Source organism: Psychroflexus montanilacus, assembly GCF_020164535.1.
In the GTDB taxonomy this organism is placed as follows: Bacteria; Bacteroidota; Bacteroidia; order Flavobacteriales; family Flavobacteriaceae; genus Psychroflexus; species Psychroflexus montanilacus.
The window spans coordinates 459237-477855 of the sequence record NZ_JAIQZC010000001.1; the positions used below are offsets into that span (position 1 = coordinate 459237).

An 18619-nucleotide genomic window follows, 5' to 3' on the forward strand; every position below is an offset into this window, starting at 1 on the left:
ATTATTTTGGTAAATACTGCCTGATATTTGATAGTCTGATAGCAGAATGTGACGCATGATGAAGAACTTCTCCGTTCTTTATGACTAGTATTTGAGGGGACTGGTGCAGAACCTGAAATCTTCTGGTGATTTCATTTGAAACGTCTCTATGAGCCAAAAGATCCAGATACAACATCTCAATATGGTCATTTGTAAAATCAATTTCATTTTGAAACTGATGCCAAACCATATTGCTTATACCGCAAGTTACAGAGTGCTTAAAAATGACAACCAGTTTCTCCTCAGAAAGTTTTTCGACTGCATCCAGTTGAGATATATCCTCTAATGTTCTCCAGGTAAAATTTGAACTGTTGGTTTCTACTTCCTTTTGAGTTGATTTTGTATTGAATAGTTGGTCAAAAAATCCCATATTATTTTAGTTTTATATTGAGTCGAAAATCAACTCGATAATTACATTTAATAAGTAAAGTCTAAAAGTAAACAGTTACTTATATTCGCAAAGTTAAAATATCTAGAAATAGAATGAGTGAAATTGCAGAAAAGAGAGTCATTTCCAGGCAAGAAATAAAAGAATTAAACCAAAAATATAAGTCGTTAAGCGTAGTAGATCGCATTAAAACCTTGTACGAGGATTTCGAGCAAGCTGAAGTAATGGTCACGAGCTCATTTGCAGCAACATCAGCATTCCTATTAAAACTTTTTTCTGAAGTTAATACCGACCAAATCATCTATTTTATAGACACAGGCTATCATTTTGATGAAACTTTGAACTACAAAAAACAGCTCATTGACACTTATAACCTCAACGTAAAATCTGTGAGTGCTTTGAAGCATGAACACGAATTCACGACAAAAGACAAAACCTGGTCTAAGAACCCTGATTTTTGCTGCTCTATCAATAAAGTGAAGCCCTTGGAGATCATCAAGAACAAATATACTGTGTGGGTATCTGGTCTTATGGAGTGGCAAAGCGACCATAGAAATACACTGGATATTTTTGAACAACGCGGAGAAATTTTAAAGTTTTATCCGCTGCTTGATGTTTCCAGAGAAGAAAGAGATGACTTTATTAAAAAACACAATTTACCCTTCCACCCCCTGGTAAGTAAAGGCTACCATTCTATTGGCTGCAAACATTGCACGGTTCCCGGGAAAGACAGAAGCGGTCGCTGGAACAACAACCCAAAGACAGAGTGCGGTTTGCATCTATAAAAAAAGCCCCACCGGGGCTTTTAATATTAAATACCTATTTATTTACAACAGTGTCGAAGGACAAACGTAATTGGTTTTAGGAATAGCTTCATTTTCTAAAATTTCATCAAACCCTCCTATAACGTCAACAACATTGTCGATACCGCGTTGTTTCAAAATAGAAGCTGCAATCATACTGCGGTAGCCGCCTTGACAATGAATGATGAATTCTGAGTCTGGAAACTCAGCCAAATGCTTGTTTATTTCATTCAGAGGGGTGTTTTCTGCACCTTTGATATGTTGAGATTGGAACTCACTTTTCTTACGTACATCAAATACTTTCGCTGATTTAGATTTGAGTTGATGTTCTAACTCCTCAACAGTAATTCTGTTTATTGTATCCATTTCTTTACCTGATTCTTTCCAGGCCTCCATACCCCCTTTCAGATAGCCAATAGCATGGTCGTAACCTACTCTAGCTAACCTAATGATACTTTCCTCTTCTTTACCTGGTTCTGTAACCAGAAGAATTTGCTGTTTGATGTCAGGGATAAGTTCTCCAACCCACTGAGCAAAATTATTATCTAAACCAATATTAACGCTGTTGGGAATAAATCCTTTGTGGAAATCTTTGGCTTCTCTGGTATCCAAAATTAAAGCCATGGTTTCATTGGCTGCTGCTTCAAAAGCATCAGGCTCCAAAGGTTGCTCACCTCTATCGATGATGTCATCTATGCTCTCATAACCCTGAATATTCATCAATACGTTTTTTGGAAAATAACCTGGAGGTGGTGCCAAACCATCCAACAATTCTTTTATAAATTCTTCTTTGGTCATGTCTGGTCTCAGGGCGTAATTAGTTCGTTTTTGGTTGCCTAGCGTATCTGTGGTCTCTTTGCTCATCATTTTACCACAAGCACTACCAGCACCATGATTTGGATAAACTATAAGGTCATCTGACAAAGGCATGATTTTATTTCTTAATGAATCATACAAATGAGCAGCAAGTTTTTCTTCAGTAAGATCTGCGATGACATGCTGAGCAAGATCTGGCCGCCCTACATCCCCGATAAATAAGGTATCTCCTGTAATGATGCCGTGTTCCTTACCATGTTCATCGATCAACAAATAAGTCGTTGACTCCATGGTATGACCAGGGGTATGAATCACTTTTATAGTATAATCGCCAACTTTAAATTCCTCATGATCTTCAGCTATTGTAGCTTCAAAACTTGGCTTGGCAGTGGGCCCAAAAACAATACTTGCTCCAGTCTTTTTGGCTAAATCTAAGTGACCGCTTACAAAATCAGCATGGAAGTGCGTTTCAAACACATACTTAATCTTAGCTTGATCATCATTGGCTTTATCGATATAAGGCTGGACTTCTCTTAGGGGATCAAAAATAGCGGCTTCACCTTTGCTTTCTACATAATAAGCAGCGTGAGCAATACATCCTGTATAAATTTGTTCAACTTTCATAACTGTTATTTTAAAATTATGAAGCTAAATTAATCTCAATGCGGAAGTTATTAAGAAACAAAAGTTACAAAAGGGTCTCAAAATGAGACGAATATGATAAATATCAGTTTTTAGGGAGGCTAACCAATAATTGATTTTCTAAATTGGCTAGGAGTCATGCCTTCGTATTTTTTGAACTGTGTATTGAAGTAACTCGAACTATTAAACCCACAGGAAAAGGCAATTTCAGATAGCTTGGAATTCGAAGTTCTTATGAGTTTTTTAGCCTGTTTCAGTCGTTCACCATTAAGATATTCCATTGGTGTTTCTCCAAGTGTGTTTTTGAAGGTTTTATAAAAGTGAGACGTGCTCATACAAGCTTTGTCGGCAAGATTTTCAACACTGATGTCTTCTCTGTAATGTTCTCTAATGTATTTTAGGACGAAAGCCATTCTGTTATTATCAAACAAATAGGAGGTCTCATCCAGCAAAGCAGCCCGAGCATTGGTTTGGAGAAGACGAAGAATTAATTCCTTTATCATGACATCCAGGAGAGCGTCTTTGGATTTATGACCGCTGGTAAAGGTTTGCAAAAGCCTGTCCACCAGATGTTGTACTTGAGAATTATTATTCAGATGTAAAGGGGAAAGATTCAAACTGGAACTCATCGCAAAGCTTTCTTCAATTTCAGTAGCATTTTGATAGGCGTCTATGGTTTCCTGGATTTTCTGGGCGTCTATACCCAAAGCCATACAGCGTGTTGGAGTGTCCATAGTGGCTTCAGGAAAATCGATGATCATTTTCTTTTTGGCAGGTAGAACAACCGACTCACCAGGCAAAAAATCAAAAGTGGCCTTGTTTTCCAAGTGCATGATTTTCTTACCAGAGATCATACTGGCAATGATTGGAAAATCAAATTCCAAATAAACCTGATCTGCTTTTTGATGAGTTTCATAAATATTCATTTCTGCAAAATCAGCTGAATATAGGGTTCTGTTTTCAACTAAAGTTTCAATCTTCCTGAGACTTTCATGGGTTTGTAAAGTAGAATTCATAGATATTCTTAAACAAAAGAGAATAATGATATTTAAAAATAGGATTATTATATTATAATCAATTGTAATACTCTAATTTTAACTAATTCTAATTTTTAAATACATAATATTATGAATCACACAAAACCGAAATTCAAAGAAAAGTATGGAAACTATATCAATGGAGAGTTTGTAGATCCCATTGGTGGTGAGTATTTTGAAAATACTTCACCTACCAATAATCAATTGATTGCTAAATATCCAAGGTCTCAAAAAGAAGATGTAGAAAAAGCTATTGAAGCTGCCAATGCTGCCAAAGAGGCCTGGGGAAGTACTTCTGCTGCTCACCGTGCCTCCATTCTGCAAAAGATTGCAGATGTTATTGAAGAAAACTTAAACGATTTTGCGGCCATCGACACTTACGATAATGGTAAAGCCATAAGAGAAACTGTAAATGCGGACATTCCTCTTGCTGTAGACCATTTTAGATATTTTGCATCTGCCATAAGAGCAGAGGAAGGAAGTGCGACTGAACTCAATGAAAACACCCTTTCTTTGATTATCAAGGAACCTCTCGGTGTGGTTGCACAAATTATCCCCTGGAATTTCCCAATGTTGATGCTTGCGTGGAAAGTAGCCCCTGCCCTGGCCTCTGGGAACTGTGTAGTTCTAAAACCTGCCGAGCAGACGCCAAGTTCTGCGACTTTCTTGATGGAGAAAATTGGACATTTACTTCCCCCAGGCGTTTTGAATGTAATTCATGGTTTTGGTCCGGAAGCAGGCAAACCATTAGCCTCAAGTTCCAAAGTTAACAAGGTAGCCTTCACAGGAGAAACCACAACCGGACAGCTTATTATGCAGTATGCTTCCAAAAATTTAAACCCGGTAACCATGGAACTTGGTGGTAAATCTCCTAATATATTTTTCAATTCTGTGATGGACCACGATGATGCCTTTTTAGATAAATGTATCGAAGGTGCTGTCCTTTTCGCCTTCAATCAAGGTGAAGTATGTACCTGCCCGTCTCGTCTTTTGGTACAGGAAGATATTTACGATAAGTTCATGGAACGCGTTGTCGAAAGAACCAAGGCTATCATTCAGGGCGATCCATTCGACATGAATACGCAGGTTGGTGCTCAAGCTTCCAACGACCAATATGAAAAAATCCTGTCCTATATGGATATAGGAAGAGAAGAAGGTGCTAAAATCCTTTGCGGTGGTGAGGCCTTTAAAGCCAGCGGAGAATACGCTGAAGGTTTCTACATTCAGCCTACCATTATGGAAGGACACAACAAGATGCGCGTATTTCAGGAAGAAATTTTTGGGCCGGTGTTAGCTGTATGCAAATTCAAAGATGAAGCGGAAGCTTTAGAAATTGCTAACGATACACTTTACGGACTTGGCGCCGGTGTTTGGACCAGAGATGCTCACCAATTGTATCAAATCCCAAGAGCAATTAAGGCAGGTAGAGTTTGGGTGAATTGCTACCACGATTATCCAGCTCACGCCCCCTTTGGTGGTTACAAGAAATCCGGATTTGGAAGAGAAAATCACTTGATGATGCTCAACCATTATCGTCAGGCTAAAAATATGCTGATTTCATATGATAAAAACAAACTTGGCTTCTTTTAGTAGTTAAGTTAATTCAAAATCATAAGTTCCATACATCTTAATTTTTTAATTTAAGTTGAATTAGATTTTCACGACTTAAAAGATTAAGATGTTTGGCTTTTAACCTTATAAGACTATTAATATGGCGTATACACGAGTAGACATTACTGAAAGAGCAGAAAAAGTATTACAAGAATTGAAGACAAAGCACGGAAAGGTTATTTTTCATCAAAGTGGTGGCTGTTGCGATGGTTCTTCACCCATGCTTCTTCCTGAGGAAGACTTTTATCTTGATGAGTCTGACATTTTTATGGGAGAAATAGGTGGTGTAAAATTCTATATGAACGAGGCTCAGTTCGAGTATTGGAAACACACCCATCTCACCGTAGACATTACTGAGGGACGTGGCTCTAGTTTTTCCCTAGAAATCCCTGAAGGTTATCGATTTTTAATTAAATCCCGTTTGTTATCCAAAGAAGAAGAACATCATTTCAATAAATGACGTTTATAATATTCAATTTCGATTGATGGAGCTTTGCTTTTCAATGCCTCAATAAAATCGTCGTTGCTTTTTGGAGAAATGTACAAATGCTTTGCTTTTTTATATTTGATAAGCAAACCGCCTTTTGCTAACGCAAATTTAATTCCGTCCCAGGACGTTTGTCCTACTATTACTTTGTCTATATTTTCTAGTGATACAGATCTAAACAAAGGACCGCTTCTTGCAGATATTTCTTTATCAGTTAGTTCGTAACTGGTATCCAGAAAAATCCAAATGACAAACAACCAGAGTACTACCATAATTGAATCAAAGAGAAATATGTAACTGACAGAAAAGTTTACAAATAAAAAACTTTCACCAATAAGCAGTGCGAAAAGTATAGAAATACCCAAGAAAATTAATTTGAAGGTGTTATCCCTACGTGTTCTAAATTTCATAGTTATCTTATGAAAACAGGTTCGTCATCTTTCTCTGTATGCTCTTCAGAATAATGGTAATTTTCGTAATCAAAACCTTTAAGACCATCTAAAGTTTCAACATCATGATCGAGAATATATCTTACCATCAGGCCTCTTGCTTTTTTTGCATAAAAACTGATGATCTTTAATTTACCATTTTTAAAGTCCTTGAAGACTGGAGAAATAATTTTAGCATTTAATTTTTTAGAATCTACTGCTTTAAAATACTCCTGACTGGCTAAATTGATAAATAGCTCATCTTCTTTTAATTCTGAATTGAGTTGTGCTGTCACTTTTTCCTGCCATAACTCATATAAATCATTATTGGATTCAATAGGGAGTTTGGTTCCCATTTCTAACCGATAAGGTTGTATAAGATCTAATGGTCTTAGGACACCATACATTCCAGACAATATTCTAAGTGAATTTTGTAAATTTTCAATTTTATCTTTTGGAATGCTATAGGCATCAATGCCTGAATACACATCTCCATCAAACATATAAATTGCAGGTCTAGAATTTTCGGGTGTATGCTGTTCTTTGAAATCTTGATACCTACCGTAATTAAGGTCAGCTAACTTATCACTAATGCTCATGAGGTCTGCTATTTCATCTTTGGTCATCCTAGCTAATTTACGGTTGACCTGTGCAGCTAAATCTTCAAAAACAGGCTGAGTGTATTGATCTGTTGGCAGTTGATCTTTTTGATTGAGTGATTTGGCAGGCGATACTATTAATTTCATTTTTTATTTTAAAAATAATAGAAATTCTATAAGGAGAATATCAAGTTAACTAATAATTAAAGATAGCACTATCATCTTATCTTATGCTAAATATTTTCTTTGCTATTTTTAGCATAGTTCCTCCAGCGCTCAATACAGTCAGAAATATCAGTCGGAATTTCAGAATCGAATTCCATCCACTCTTTGGTGACTGGATGTTCAAAAGCTAGAGTTTTGGCGTGAAGCGCTTGTCTTGGAAGGATTTTAAAACAATTGTCAACAAACTGCTTATACTTTGTAAAGGTGGTGCCTTTTAAAATCTTATCGCCACCATAGCGCTCATCATTAAATAAGGTATGACCAATGTGCTTCAAATGCACACGAATTTGATGGGTTCTTCCAGTTTCCAACTGACAAGAAATCAAAGTCACGTAGCCTAAACGCTCTAAAACTTTATAGTGAGTCACAGCTGGTTTTCCTTGATCGGCTTCATCACCAAGGTAAACGATATTTTGAAGTCTGTTTTTAGGATTTCTTCCTATGTTGCCTTCTATCGTTCCTTCTTCATCGTTCATATTCCCCCATACCAGAGCAACATACTCACGTTTGCTGGTTTTATGAAAAAACTGGTTGGTAAGGTAAGCCATAGCCGATTCGGTCTTGGCAATCACCAGGAGTCCGCTTGTATCTTTGTCTATTCTATGAACTAAACCTGGTCTGTCACTGCTGTTGTTTGGGAGATTATCAAAATGATAAATCAAAGCATTGATAAGCGTACCAGAGTAATTCCCATGTCCAGGATGCACAACCATTCCTGCAGGCTTGTTCACCACTAGCAGAGCATCATCTTCGTACACAATATCTAACGGAATATCTTCTGGAGTAAGTAGATTTTCATAAGGTGGATAAGCTAAAAGGACTTTTACTTCATCACCAGCTTTTACTTTATAATTCTGCTTTACAGGAATACCATTGACATAGATATTTCCGTCTTTGGCAGCTTGCTGAACCTTATTACGAGTGGCATTTTCAATAAAATTCATTAAAAACTTATCTACGCGTAAAGGTTCCTGTCCTTTGGTTGCTGTAAAGCTATGATGTTCATAAAGGTCATCATTCTCATCTAAATTATCGTGTTCTTGCATGGTAGGTAATGATTTGAAATTCAGTAAAAAATAAAGACAGCTTAAAGGCTGCCGTCACCGACTACTAAATCTATGGTACTGGTTTTGGGAAGGAAATCTCCGGCTTCTAATTTTTCTCCTTTATGTCTTAACTCGAGAACCGCTCCTTTAGCTATATCAGGTCTTTCTATAATTTCTCCAATTTTAAAACCTAAGGCAATAAGTGTAGGCTCAACTTGTCTTCTGGTCTTTCTCTTGAGATTCTTAGGAATTTCAACATCAATATAGCCTGAAGGATTCAGTGTAAGATAAATTTTACGATTTTCCTTTACAGCTTTTCCAGGTTTTGGAACTTGATCCAAAACAGAATAAGGCGGGTAATTCGGATTATAATTGGCAGAATCTAAAACCTCTCGTCTCAAGTTCATTTCCTCCAATTTCTTATCTACAATATCTAGTTCAAACTTTGATAGGTCCGGTACTATAATAGTTTCGTTATGGTTGGTAGTCACATCCAGATATTTGAGTGCGCCAAAAATTAATGCAACTAAAATCACAACAGCCAAAATTAACTGGAGTAAAAAAACTTTACTAAAAATGAATTTGAAGAGTTTCATAAATAAATATATATGCAAATATAGGTTATGGTAAACCTAGAATAAAATTAACGTGACAGATTATAAAAAATTATAGTTTTCCCATCTTTTGAAGTACAAATAGAACAACAATAGGTATAGCAAGTAAAACCACCATCAATAGATGTTCCTGCAATACCCAGGGAGATAGCAACAACGTAATAAAATAACCTCCCATAGCTCCGCCAAAATGCGCATCATGGCCTACATTGTCTCTTCTGGCCTTCATGGCCCAAATCGAATAAAACAAATATCCAATACCAAATACATAAGCTGGAATAGGAATGATGAAGAACAAACCCAGCATCATATCGGGCTGGAGTAAAATAGCAGCATACAAAACACCTACTACCGCACCACTTGCCCCAACAGCCGTGTAATTGTACTCATCTTTATGAAATTGAAGGGATAGAAGATTACCCAGCACCAAACTCCCAAAATATACCATCAAAAACCCTCCTACTCCAACGAAACTCACGACACTAGAAGCAAAGAAATACAAAGTAAGCATATTCACAAAAAGATGTGTGGTATCTACATGAAGAAAAGCAGAACTCAATATTCTAATTTTATCTCCAGCTTTGATGGATGACACTTCAAATTTATAGCGGTTGAAAAAGTCATAATCATTAAAGCCCTTAAAAGACATCAATACATTTAAACCTATAATCGCTATTACTACTAAATCAAGTCCACCCATAATTTGTAAATCTCAAAAGGCCAAATATACCTATCTTTGGCGAAATTTTCGTTGATGCAAGCTCTCGTTTTCTATATCATATATCCCTTCATTTGGTTGATTTCTTTACTACCATTTCGAATGCTTTATACCCTATCTGATATGAGCTATCTTCTGATTTACCATGTGTTAGGTTACCGAAAAAAAGTCGTTTTTGAAAACCTCAACCTGGTATTTCCAGAGAAAACCAGGGATGAAAAAAAAGAAATCGCTTCGAAATTTTACCAGCACCTTTGCGATATCCTTTTTGAATCTTTAAAATCAATAAGCATCTCCAAAAAAGAAATCAAAAAACGATTTGTACCGCTCAATCCTGAAATCATCAATGCTATAGAACAGGAAAACCAAAGCACCATTGTTATGCTTGGGCACTATGCAAGCTGGGAGTGGACATATGTCATTCAATTATTCACCAACGCCAAAGGCTTCGGGATTTACAAACGTCTAAAAAACAAGCATTTCGACAAACTAGTGAGAGATATTAGAGCTAAATTTGGCACTGAACTCATTCACACCAAAGAAACCGTCCCAAAGCTTATTCGCTCGCGGGCCAAAGGTGAAATTTCTTTAAGCGGTTTTATTGCCGATCAATCCCCAAAGATCCAAAAAAACCAATATTGGTCTAGTTTTATGGGACACGAAGTCCCTGTTTTTGTGGGGGCTGAAACCTTGGCCAAAAAATTGAATTATGCAGTTTCCTACTGCCGAATTGAAAAAGTAAAACGAGGTTACTACACAGCAACATTTGAAATTATCACAAGAAACCCAAAAGAGTTAGACAATTTTGAGATTACCGAAGACTTTTTGAGACGACTGGAAAGTCAGATCAAAGAAGCTCCAGAATATTACCTTTGGACACATAAACGCTGGAAACACAGGAGAACTTAGTAAGTTTTTAACTGTTGGTCAATTCTTTAAGTTCAAAAATGAATCGCTGAGCCAAAGCATCTGCTTCTTCCTGACTTTTAGCTTCTGTATAAATTCTCACGATGGGCTCGGTATTTGATTTTCTCAAATGCACCCAATTGTGTTCAAAATCGATTTTCACCCCGTCAATTGTCGTCATATCTTCCCCTTTATATTTTTCCTGAATTTGATTCAAAAGGGAATCAACGTCTAGAGTGGGTGTTAATTCAATTTTCTCTTTAGCCATAAAGTAAGAGGTGTAGGTTTGTCTTAGTTCTGAAACTTTCATTTGTTTTTCTTCTAGCAAACTCAAAAACAAAGCAACTCCTACCAAACTATCTCTTCCATAATGCAATTCCGGGTAAATCACACCTCCATTGCCTTCCCCGCCTATCACTGCATTTACCTCTTTCATTTTTGCAACAACATTCACTTCACCAACAGCGCTGGCATGATAAGTACAACCATGCTTTTGTGTGACATCTCTGAGGGCACGAGATGAGGATAAATTACTCACCGTTGACCCCTTTTTACGACTCAGGACATAATCGGCGATGCTCACCAAAGTATATTCTTCTCCAAACATATTGCCTTTTTCATCTACCAGTGCCAATCGGTCAACATCAGGATCTACTGCAATTCCAAAATCTGCTTGTTCATCTTTGACTTTCTGGGACAATTCTGTCAAATGTTTAGCCAGAGGCTCTGGGTTGTGAGGGAAGTTTCCATTAGGTTCACAATAAAGTTTAACAACTTCTACGCCCAGCATATCCAGCAAAGGTGGAATAGAAATTCCTCCAGTAGAATTGACCGCATCAACCACAACTTTGAATTTAGCATCCTTAATTCTTTCAACTTCTACTAGATCCAACTTTAACACCTCTTCGATATGAAGATCTATATAAGCATTATGATAGGTGATTTTCCCAAGATCATCTACTTCAGAAAACTCAAAATTTTCTTCTTCGACAAATTTCAAAATTTGCTCTCCTTCCTCAGCATTGAGAAATTCTCCATGCTTATTTAAAAGTTTTAGAGCATTCCATTGTTTAGGGTTGTGACTCGCTGTAAGAATTATCCCTCCGTCTGCATGTTCCAAAGTCACTGCCATTTCAACAGTTGGCGTGGTTGAAAGCTCAAGATCAACTACATGAATACCCATACCCGAAAGCGTTTGCATCACCAGCGACTGAACCATTTTTCCAGAAATTCTTGCATCCCGCCCTACTACAACTTTATAATTATCTTTGTTACGTTGAGTTTTAATCCATTGACCGTATGCAGCAGAAAATTTTACCACATCCAGCGGCGTAAGATTATCGCCAACGCGCCCGCCAATGGTACCTCGAATTCCAGAAATTGATTTGATAAGTGTCATAAGATTTGGTTTGATGAAGTTTTTTGGGTGTAAATATACAAGTCCAAAGATTTAACTCATAAATAATTTGCTAAAACTGCTTAATAATATACTTTAGAGCAATGAATTATTTGGCACACATTTTCCTGTCTGGTAACGATGATTTTCTCAAACTTGGGAACTTCATGGCCGATGAGATTAAAGGTAAATCTTACAAAACTTATCCTGAAGAGATTCAAAAAGGAATTTTGCTTCACAGAGCGATAGACGATTTTACAGATCATCATCCTTTGGTGTCCAAAGGTGCTCATCGATTTTTTGAAGAAGTCGGGCATTACAACGGGGTGGTGATAGATATGATCTATGATCATATTTTGGCCAGACGCTGGAATGACTATTGCGACATCGAGCTTCCTGTTTATGCAGAATCATTTTATATGTTACTGGAGAGTAATGAGCATATTTTGCCTAAAAAGATAAGCAAAGTAGTTCCTTACATGATTGAGCATAATTGGCTGCTTAGTTACTCCAGTCTGGAAGATTTAAAAAACATCTTAAAACAGATGAACCATAAGACCAAACATGAAACTGAACTTCATAAAGGAGTGGATATTTACTTAGACAACCAATCTAATTTTGAAGAGGAATTCACTCAATTTTTTGAAGACATTCAGAAGTTCTGTAAGTCAAAGATTGAAGAATTAAATACACAAAAATGAAGCGTTTTTATAAAATATTAAAGATTTTGGGCATTGCTATCCTCAGCTTGCTCATCATTATAACAATAGCTGGGTTTTTAATATCCAAAGACATACCAAAAGGCCAACAGGGACCTGAAGCTGATGAGTTGGCTGAAGAGATCCTGGAGGAATTAAATTATGAAGCCTTCAAAACTACAAAACGAATAAGCTGGACATTTGCCGGTATTCATTCTTACGACTGGTATAAAAACGATAATTATGTCATTGTCAAATCTGAAGACTATAAAGTCAAAATAGACCTGGATAATTATGACAAGAGTGAGGTTCTGTCATCAATTGATATAGAAGATGACGACTTGATAAAAACTTGTATAAAAAATTTCAATAATGATTCTTTCTGGTTGATAGCTCCATATAAAATAATGGAAGAAAATGTAGAAAGAAGATTGGTAAAAGAAGATAACGATGAGAGCCTACTAGTGACCTATACATCTGGTGGTTCTACGCCAGGTGATTCTTATCTATGGAAAGTAGATCAAAATAAAAGACCCACATCGTTCAATATGTGGGTCTCAATTATTCCTGTTGGCGGCCTTGAAGCCTATTGGAAAGATTGGGTCGAAACCGAATCTGGAATGATTTTGTCTACAAGAAAAACTGTATTTGGGGTTCCTGTAGAAATTACAAATCTGGAAGTTGACTTTTAAGCAAAAGCTATAACTGCCGACATCACAAGCATTAAAAACGCAGGTAAAGATTTTTTTGGAGCATCTCCTATTTTAAAGTGCATTCCAATAGCTCCAATCATTAATATACCCATGCCTACAGCACCAATAAAGGCAAGATTGTAACCTGCCTGAAAAATACTAATCACTAAAAGAGCTGCAAAACCTAGTTTCAAAAATCCTATGACGGGCACAAACCAGCTTGGCAAACCATAACTTGCAAATTCTTCATTCATATTTCCAGCACCTGCTCCTCTCCATTCTGTTTTCTTATTAAATCGTAATAGCCAAACGTTTAGAATACCTAAGGCAATTATGACTTTGAATATTATTATTAAAGTACTCATAGCTGATTGTTTTTTGTTTAAATATCTTAAAAATAATCAAAGCTGAAGGGACTCTAACATAATTTTAATGAGAAAATCGTGATATTAATTGAATTCACCCATAAGATCTCCAAAACCTTCAGATATTGTACTCATATCCATTTGCTGAGCAGATTGAGATATTTGATAAATATCATTTACATCTACCGAACTTCCCCGCATCCGTAATACAATCAAACCCATTTCTTCGTCAAAACCAAAAAAGATAAGTTCATCAATTTTACTTTCGGTTCCTGAGAAGACAAACCTTGCTTCTCTTGCCCCACCATTAAAATTAATCAAGGACTCATAGTTGGAATTAGCCAGAATTTGACGTATCGCTTTACGCTCTTTCTCCAGGATTTCTCCCCCTTTTTTCTTAGTCAATGCCAGTAAATTTATCTTTTCAATTTTTTGAAGACTGCTTTTTTCTTTGGAAGATAAGCTATCCAGGTTTTGAAATAGTAAACTTGTAGGAACACTAGCTGTAATAAACTCTGTTGAATTCTCTTTTTCTACGAGATACTCCTGAAGGCTTTGTTGATTATTACAAGAGATAAGGGAAATAACACCTACCAGTAAAAAAATGATTTTATACATGATTATTGATTTTTAAGGTTCTCCAGGGATTTTCCTCCTGGAATATTCATCTGACTCGTAATTTTTGAAATGTTTTTCAAATCGATGTTGCCGTTGATGACCATTAACACAGATTGGTTTTCATTTTTCTCTGATGCATTAATAAACATGAGTAGTTGATCAACGTAATCATCTGATTTTCCTGGCTTGATGTAAAAACTTACATCATTACCATCGCTTTTGACACGCATCAATTCTTCGATGTTACTTTTAGATTTTAAGGCGTTAAAATCTGTTTCTAATTGCTTTCCATATTTGATACTTTCTGTAGTGTATATCCGGATGTCATCCAAATTATCAACTATATCCAGATAAACTTTCACATCTTCATCTTCACTGTCCAGATCTAGTTTACTCATAAGTTTGAACATACTTTTACTTATCACAAAAGCATTAATTTCCCTTACTTCATCATATTTACTAAAATCCTGAGCCACTGTTGTTGAGCTCATGCAAGCGATGGCCATTACAAGCCCAATTAATTTAATTCGTTTCATAGCTTTATTTTATAATTTTATTTTTTTGTTCGCTGAATACTTCTACATATTCCAATTTTTCCAAACCTTTATTCATATTTTGAGACAAAAGATTTAGGGCATTCTGAGTTTTTTCAAAAGCAATTTTGGCATCTTCCATCTTTTGTTGGTCGCTCTGATACTTGAAATACCAAAGGCCTCCCAAAACTATACAAATACTCGCTGCTGTGTTGATCCAAAAATAGTTGGAAGATTTTTTAGTCGTTTTTAGATTACCTTGATACTTTGTTTTAGATTCTTCTTCAAAACTCTTGAACATCATAGCGTAAATCTCAAAATCACTATCATATGCTTCAGAAGAAAAATAGGCTTTCAACTCCTGCTCCTGTTCCAACGTACTTTCTCCTTCTTCATACAAGCTTAAAAGCTTACTGATGTATTTTTTATTTGATTCCATAATCTGACGATTTTTTTAATTCACTAATAATTTTCTTCCTGGCTCTAGAAAGAGCAACTCTCACCGATGTAGAGTTCATGTTCATAATTTCTTCTATTTCCTTATTTGTAAATTGTTCAACATCTCTCAGTTGTATCACAGCTCGCTGCTGCTCTGGCAAGTCGTTTATAAATTTTGATACAAGACTTGCTTCATCTTTTGCATCTATTTCAGAAGAAAGACAAGAACCTTCTCTGGAATAATTACTGTGCACAAGTTCCAGCGTTTTGCTGTGTTTGGATTTTAAAACATCATAACAAAGATTTTTAGTAGTTATCATAACATAAGCTTCAATATTGTTTACGTTTTTTAATTGGTCTCTAAGCTTCCACAACTTGAGCAAAACTTCCTGAGTTGCATCCTGAGCTGCTGCTTCTGAAGACAAAAGACGACGAGAAAACCTAAAGATCCTATCTTGTAGAGTAAGTACGTGTCTTGAATATAATTCAGAAGCCATAAAACAGCCTGTTTTTAAGAAGACGAGGCAACAAAGGATTTGTTACATCGTTCTCATTACTATCGTAAATTTGATTATTTTTATCTAAATTTTTATTGAATATGAAGGTATTTAGATTCCTAGTAACATCTGCGTTATTTCTTATCATATTTTCTTCCTGCCAGGAGGATAGAGATGATAATATTACAAACGTAAATGATCTTGCTAACCAAGAAAACATTAAGGACTACATCTGGAAAGCCATGAATGTTTTTTATGTCTATAAGAGTGATGCTCCAGACCTTGCAGATGAAAGTTTTGACAATACTCCAGATTACAGAGAATTTCTAAACAGTATTGATTCACCTATTGATTTTTTCAATTCGCTTCTTGCCAGTCAGGACAGATTTAGTTTTATTGTGCCAGATTTTGTCACATTGGAACAAAATCAAGCTGGTATTTCCTTGTCCAACGGTATGTCATTTGGTTTAATCCGGTTTACTGGCACTGAAACTGTGTTTGGATTTGTAAGATATGTTGTACCAGGATCACCAGCTGATGCTGCAGGAATTGAGCGTGGCGACATTTTCAATAGGATTGACGGTAATGAATTCACAACGCAAACTAATTTCAATCAACTTCTGTCACCAAATAATTACACCATTGGTTTAGCTGAATTTCAGAATGAAAATCTGGTTAGTGTAGATGAAGAAATCAGCCTTAATAAAATTCAGCTCACAGAAAATCCAATTCATGAGCAGAGAATAATCGATGTAGATGGACAGAAAGTAGGTTACTTAATGTACAATAATTTTAGAACGCCTTTCAATTCTGAACTGAATTCTGTTTTTGCAAATTTTGCTTCTGAAGGAATTTCAGAGTTAGTTTTGGATTTAAGATACAATTCTGGTGGAAGTATAGAAACCTGTAAGGACTTATCAAGTATGATCACGGGGCAGTTTGAAGGCGAAGTTTTTGCTCAGCAGTTTTTTAATAATAATTTTGAGACTGAAAATTTAATCTTCGATAACGAGATTTCTACTGGCGAAACCATTACTAGTTTAAATTTATCTCGACTTTATGTGTTAACATCAAGATCATCTGCCTCAGCTAGTGAGCTTCTTATCAATGCTTTAAATCCTTATATAGAGGTGATACAAATTGGAGATTTTACTGAAGGAAAATTTGAAGGTTCCGCTACGCTGTACGATTCTGAAAATTTCACTCGAAGAAATGTAAATTTAGAACACACTTATGCTATCCAGCCTTTGATTTTAAGAACCGCAAATAAAGATGGTTTTACCGACTTCTTTGATGGATTGGAACCAGATATCCTGCAGCAGGAAGTTTTTAATGATCTTAGAGTTCTTGGCGATCCTAGTGAAACCCTACTTAATGTTGCTTTACAGCAAATAAGCCCAGGATTCGCTCCTTCCGCCTCGTCTGAAAAAAAATCCATGAGACAAGCTGAGCTTTTGGGAGAGAGTCAAATGGATTCTCCGGTCTATCAGCGCATGTATATAGATCCAAATACAATTTCATTTTGATTTCAAAAAAATTCAAAAACTTTCAGCATTTGGAAGACAAAGTCAAGCTTTCATTACAGTATTTGAGACTAAAACAAAATTATAAAGCCTTACTTTCTGAAGTTTCTCACGATTTGGCTTCACCGCTTGGATATTTGAAATTTTCAACAGATATACTTGTGAATCAAATAGATGATGCTGCTAATGAGGATCTCAAAGAAACAGCACGTGTGATTTCATCTTCAACATCCAAACTTACTGCGGAAGCCAAACAGATTGTAGAAAATGGGAAGACACAGTTAAACAGTAATTATTTAGCAACTGTTTCTCTTAAAGATGTGTTACAGGAAAGTTTAGATTATAGTGGTTTTCAACCTATTTCAGGAGTGCTAAAAGGAAATCTGGAGATTCCAATGAAAGATGAAGTTGAACTTCAAAAGTATATCGTGAGTTCCTTGTTAAGCATTGCAGCAAAATTAGAGCTACAATTGGAGTCTATAGAGACAGAAAAACATAAAAAGGGCTACAAACTAAGCCTCAATTTTCATGAACATTCCAATATAGAATTAACGAAGTTGAAAAATGAAATTCTGAAGCTAGATAGTCAACCACTTTACGCTTCAGTTACAGAATATTTGAATTTAAAAATTATTTCTTCAGTAGAAAATGAGAAGAATATCAAAGTAAATCTGCTCTTTGATTAACTGGCAGATATTTTATAATCTGTTCTGTACGCATCAACAAGGCCAATATTGTTGTTGATATTTAGCTTTTGCATAATTCTTTTCTTATACGTACTTACTGTAGACTTTTGCAAGTTGAGTTCATCTGAAATATCAATATTGGTTTTACCCTCTGCTAGTAAAGATAAAATCTGAAACTCTCTGTGAGAAAGAATATTAGATAAGGACAAGTCTTTATCGCTCTTGTTATCGAAGAAGCCATCATCGATATTTTCATCTATAAATCGCTTATCATTCTCAAGCACTTTGATGGCTAAAGCAATTTTTTGCAGAGGCTGAGATTTACTCAAATATCCGTCAGCACCATTTCTTATAAAATTAACAGCATATTGAGGTTCCTCATGCGCAGAGTACATCAATATTTTAGTTTCAACATAGTTGGCTTTAATGTCTTTTACAATATCTACGGTATTACCGCCTGGCATTTTGATATCCAAAATAACGAGATCGACATTTTTATGCGCCAAAAGTTGGTTGCGTAACTCATTGGTAGATGACACTTTGATGATTTCTGGATTAAGGATATTTTGACGTAAAATAGCTTCAACTCCGTGCTTCACCACATCATGATCATCTGCTAAAATGATTTTGTTAATTTTTTTCAAGATATATCAGTTAAATATTTAACTAAAGTACAAAAAGTAGTTCTAATACTACAAAATTATTTTTTATATCTACGATAAAGTTTTAGGGGAGGTTCATTTTGGAACTAAATAAAATGGATTGGGCTTCAATCCTGATTTTAATCTTAAATTTGCAGACGAAAAAAAGACTC

At 35.8% G+C, this 18619-nt stretch carries 23 protein-coding genes; 8 read left to right on the forward strand and 15 right to left on the reverse strand.

The features are described 5' to 3' along the window. Position 1: 1 nt before the first annotated feature. Positions 2 to 409 carry a bacillithiol system redox-active protein YtxJ gene (gene ytxJ, locus LB454_RS02155; protein WP_224462669.1) on the reverse strand — a complete coding sequence of 136 codons (408 nt, stop codon included), beginning with the start codon at positions 407 to 409 and terminating at the stop codon, positions 2 to 4. 113 nt (positions 410 to 522) lie between these two features. Between ytxJ and LB454_RS02160 the strand changes: the two genes are divergently transcribed. Next, on the forward strand, positions 523 to 1212 hold the full coding sequence (locus LB454_RS02160) for a phosphoadenylyl-sulfate reductase (protein WP_224462670.1): 690 nt from the start codon (positions 523 to 525) through the stop codon (positions 1210 to 1212). Between the two features lie 42 nt (positions 1213 to 1254). Here the strand turns inward: LB454_RS02160 and LB454_RS02165 are convergent, their stop codons facing one another. Continuing rightward, complete coding sequence (locus LB454_RS02165; RefSeq protein ID WP_224462671.1) at positions 1255 to 2670, reverse strand: MBL fold metallo-hydrolase; 1416 nt, start codon at positions 2668 to 2670, stop codon at positions 1255 to 1257. Positions 2671 to 2789: 119 nt separating this feature from the next. Then, a complete protein-coding gene (locus LB454_RS02170) occupies positions 2790 to 3704 on the reverse strand; it encodes an AraC family transcriptional regulator (protein WP_262902753.1) in 915 nt (304 codons plus the stop codon). 111 nt (positions 3705 to 3815) lie between these two features. Here LB454_RS02170 and LB454_RS02175 point away from each other — a divergent pair, with 111 nt between their 5' ends. After that, complete coding sequence (locus LB454_RS02175; protein ID WP_224462672.1) at positions 3816 to 5315, forward strand: aldehyde dehydrogenase family protein; 1500 nt, start codon at positions 3816 to 3818, stop codon at positions 5313 to 5315. Positions 5316 to 5436: 121 nt separating this feature from the next. Continuing rightward, a complete protein-coding gene (locus LB454_RS02180; RefSeq protein ID WP_224462673.1) occupies positions 5437 to 5796 on the forward strand; it encodes a DUF779 domain-containing protein in 360 nt (119 codons plus the stop codon). On the opposite strand, the gene LB454_RS02185 is transcribed toward LB454_RS02180, so the two are convergent. From LB454_RS02185 to LB454_RS02205, 5 genes are all read right to left on the reverse strand, one after another. Then, the gene (locus tag LB454_RS02185; protein WP_224462674.1) at positions 5781 to 6233 is read right to left on the reverse strand and encodes a PH domain-containing protein; all 453 of its coding nucleotides are present in this window, start codon (positions 6231 to 6233) and stop codon (positions 5781 to 5783) included. The genes LB454_RS02180 and LB454_RS02185 overlap by 16 nt on opposite strands. Positions 6234 to 6235: 2 nt before the next feature. Next, the gene (gene yaaA, locus LB454_RS02190) at positions 6236 to 6997 is read right to left on the reverse strand and encodes a peroxide stress protein YaaA (protein ID WP_224462675.1); all 762 of its coding nucleotides are present in this window, start codon (positions 6995 to 6997) and stop codon (positions 6236 to 6238) included. An 86-nt stretch (positions 6998 to 7083) separates the two neighbouring features. Beyond that, positions 7084 to 8121 carry an RluA family pseudouridine synthase gene (locus LB454_RS02195; protein WP_224462676.1) on the reverse strand — a complete coding sequence of 346 codons (1038 nt, stop codon included), beginning with the start codon at positions 8119 to 8121 and terminating at the stop codon, positions 7084 to 7086. Positions 8122 to 8162: 41 nt separating this feature from the next. After that, on the reverse strand, positions 8163 to 8717 hold the full coding sequence (locus LB454_RS02200; RefSeq protein WP_224462677.1) for a PASTA domain-containing protein: 555 nt from the start codon (positions 8715 to 8717) through the stop codon (positions 8163 to 8165). Between the two features lie 70 nt (positions 8718 to 8787). Continuing rightward, entirely contained in the window at positions 8788 to 9435 is a 648-nt protein-coding gene (locus tag LB454_RS02205) for a rhomboid family intramembrane serine protease (RefSeq protein ID WP_224462678.1), read from the reverse strand. A 54-nt stretch (positions 9436 to 9489) separates the two neighbouring features. Between LB454_RS02205 and LB454_RS02210 the strand changes: the two genes are divergently transcribed. Continuing rightward, positions 9490 to 10362 carry a lysophospholipid acyltransferase family protein gene (locus LB454_RS02210; protein ID WP_224462679.1) on the forward strand — a complete coding sequence of 291 codons (873 nt, stop codon included), beginning with the start codon at positions 9490 to 9492 and terminating at the stop codon, positions 10360 to 10362. Between the two features lie 7 nt (positions 10363 to 10369). Here LB454_RS02210 and glmM read toward each other — a convergent pair whose 3' ends face one another. After that, positions 10370 to 11758, reverse strand: coding sequence for a phosphoglucosamine mutase (gene glmM, locus LB454_RS02215; protein WP_224462680.1), 1389 nt, complete (start codon positions 11756 to 11758; stop codon positions 10370 to 10372). 101 nt (positions 11759 to 11859) lie between these two features. Here glmM and LB454_RS02220 point away from each other — a divergent pair, with 101 nt between their 5' ends. Beyond that, positions 11860 to 12456, forward strand: a complete 597-nt coding sequence (locus LB454_RS02220; RefSeq protein ID WP_224462681.1) for an acyl carrier protein phosphodiesterase — start codon at positions 11860 to 11862, stop codon at positions 12454 to 12456. Continuing rightward, entirely contained in the window at positions 12453 to 13145 is a 693-nt protein-coding gene (locus LB454_RS02225) for a hypothetical protein (RefSeq protein ID WP_224462682.1), read from the forward strand. The genes LB454_RS02220 and LB454_RS02225 overlap by 4 nt, the downstream gene beginning before the upstream one ends. Here the strand turns inward: LB454_RS02225 and LB454_RS02230 are convergent. The 5 genes from LB454_RS02230 to LB454_RS02250 form a co-directional block, all read right to left on the reverse strand. Continuing rightward, positions 13142 to 13510, reverse strand: a complete 369-nt coding sequence (locus tag LB454_RS02230; protein ID WP_224462683.1) for a DoxX family protein — start codon at positions 13508 to 13510, stop codon at positions 13142 to 13144. The genes LB454_RS02225 and LB454_RS02230 overlap by 4 nt on opposite strands. Positions 13511 to 13594: 84 nt before the next feature. Further along, on the reverse strand, positions 13595 to 14128 hold the full coding sequence (locus tag LB454_RS02235; protein WP_224462684.1) for a DUF4252 domain-containing protein: 534 nt from the start codon (positions 14126 to 14128) through the stop codon (positions 13595 to 13597). A 2-nt stretch (positions 14129 to 14130) separates the two neighbouring features. Next, the gene (locus LB454_RS02240) at positions 14131 to 14664 is read right to left on the reverse strand and encodes a DUF4252 domain-containing protein (protein WP_224462685.1); all 534 of its coding nucleotides are present in this window, start codon (positions 14662 to 14664) and stop codon (positions 14131 to 14133) included. 4 nt (positions 14665 to 14668) lie between these two features. Further along, positions 14669 to 15100 carry a hypothetical protein gene (locus LB454_RS02245; protein WP_224462686.1) on the reverse strand — a complete coding sequence of 144 codons (432 nt, stop codon included), beginning with the start codon at positions 15098 to 15100 and terminating at the stop codon, positions 14669 to 14671. Further along, positions 15087 to 15596: an RNA polymerase sigma factor gene (locus LB454_RS02250; protein ID WP_224462688.1), complete on the reverse strand. Its 510-nt coding sequence runs from the start codon at positions 15594 to 15596 to the stop codon at positions 15087 to 15089. The genes LB454_RS02245 and LB454_RS02250 overlap by 14 nt, the downstream gene beginning before the upstream one ends. A gap of 101 nt (positions 15597 to 15697) precedes the next feature. On the opposite strand from LB454_RS02250, the gene LB454_RS02255 reads away from it, so the two are divergent. Both LB454_RS02255 and LB454_RS02260 read left to right on the forward strand, forming a co-directional pair. Beyond that, the gene (locus tag LB454_RS02255; protein ID WP_224462691.1) at positions 15698 to 17122 is read left to right on the forward strand and encodes a S41 family peptidase; all 1425 of its coding nucleotides are present in this window, start codon (positions 15698 to 15700) and stop codon (positions 17120 to 17122) included. A 29-nt stretch (positions 17123 to 17151) separates the two neighbouring features. Then, the gene (locus LB454_RS02260) at positions 17152 to 17805 is read left to right on the forward strand and encodes a histidine kinase (RefSeq protein ID WP_224462696.1); all 654 of its coding nucleotides are present in this window, start codon (positions 17152 to 17154) and stop codon (positions 17803 to 17805) included. On the opposite strand, the gene LB454_RS02265 is transcribed toward LB454_RS02260, so the two are convergent. Then, entirely contained in the window at positions 17802 to 18449 is a 648-nt protein-coding gene (locus LB454_RS02265; protein WP_224462697.1) for a response regulator, read from the reverse strand. The two genes, LB454_RS02260 and LB454_RS02265, sit on opposite strands and share 4 nt — an antisense overlap. Between the last annotated feature and the right edge of the window lie 170 nt (positions 18450 to 18619).

Excerpts from the sequence above, each read along its gene's own strand:
- ytxJ (WP_224462669.1), bottom strand. The coding sequence starts at position 409 with ATGGGATTTTTTGACCAACTATTCAATACAAAATCAACTCAAAAGGAA.
- LB454_RS02160 (WP_224462670.1), top strand. The coding sequence starts at position 523 with ATGAGTGAAATTGCAGAAAAGAGAGTCATTTCCAGGCAAGAAATAAAA.
- LB454_RS02165 (WP_224462671.1), bottom strand. The coding sequence starts at position 2,670 with ATGAAAGTTGAACAAATTTATACAGGATGTATTGCTCACGCTGCTTAT.
- LB454_RS02170 (WP_262902753.1), bottom strand. The coding sequence starts at position 3,704 with ATGAATTCTACTTTACAAACCCATGAAAGTCTCAGGAAGATTGAAACT.
- LB454_RS02175 (WP_224462672.1), top strand. The coding sequence starts at position 3,816 with ATGAATCACACAAAACCGAAATTCAAAGAAAAGTATGGAAACTATATC.
- LB454_RS02180 (WP_224462673.1), top strand. The coding sequence starts at position 5,437 with ATGGCGTATACACGAGTAGACATTACTGAAAGAGCAGAAAAAGTATTA.
- LB454_RS02185 (WP_224462674.1), bottom strand. The coding sequence starts at position 6,233 with ATGAAATTTAGAACACGTAGGGATAACACCTTCAAATTAATTTTCTTG.
- yaaA (WP_224462675.1), bottom strand. The coding sequence starts at position 6,997 with ATGAAATTAATAGTATCGCCTGCCAAATCACTCAATCAAAAAGATCAA.
- LB454_RS02195 (WP_224462676.1), bottom strand. The coding sequence starts at position 8,121 with ATGCAAGAACACGATAATTTAGATGAGAATGATGACCTTTATGAACAT.
- LB454_RS02200 (WP_224462677.1), bottom strand. The coding sequence starts at position 8,717 with ATGAAACTCTTCAAATTCATTTTTAGTAAAGTTTTTTTACTCCAGTTA.
- LB454_RS02205 (WP_224462678.1), bottom strand. The coding sequence starts at position 9,435 with ATGGGTGGACTTGATTTAGTAGTAATAGCGATTATAGGTTTAAATGTA.
- LB454_RS02210 (WP_224462679.1), top strand. The coding sequence starts at position 9,490 with ATGCAAGCTCTCGTTTTCTATATCATATATCCCTTCATTTGGTTGATT.
- glmM (WP_224462680.1), bottom strand. The coding sequence starts at position 11,758 with ATGACACTTATCAAATCAATTTCTGGAATTCGAGGTACCATTGGCGGG.
- LB454_RS02220 (WP_224462681.1), top strand. The coding sequence starts at position 11,860 with ATGAATTATTTGGCACACATTTTCCTGTCTGGTAACGATGATTTTCTC.
- LB454_RS02225 (WP_224462682.1), top strand. The coding sequence starts at position 12,453 with ATGAAGCGTTTTTATAAAATATTAAAGATTTTGGGCATTGCTATCCTC.
- LB454_RS02230 (WP_224462683.1), bottom strand. The coding sequence starts at position 13,510 with ATGAGTACTTTAATAATAATATTCAAAGTCATAATTGCCTTAGGTATT.
- LB454_RS02235 (WP_224462684.1), bottom strand. The coding sequence starts at position 14,128 with ATGTATAAAATCATTTTTTTACTGGTAGGTGTTATTTCCCTTATCTCT.
- LB454_RS02240 (WP_224462685.1), bottom strand. The coding sequence starts at position 14,664 with ATGAAACGAATTAAATTAATTGGGCTTGTAATGGCCATCGCTTGCATG.
- LB454_RS02245 (WP_224462686.1), bottom strand. The coding sequence starts at position 15,100 with ATGGAATCAAATAAAAAATACATCAGTAAGCTTTTAAGCTTGTATGAA.
- LB454_RS02250 (WP_224462688.1), bottom strand. The coding sequence starts at position 15,596 with ATGGCTTCTGAATTATATTCAAGACACGTACTTACTCTACAAGATAGG.
- LB454_RS02255 (WP_224462691.1), top strand. The coding sequence starts at position 15,698 with ATGAAGGTATTTAGATTCCTAGTAACATCTGCGTTATTTCTTATCATA.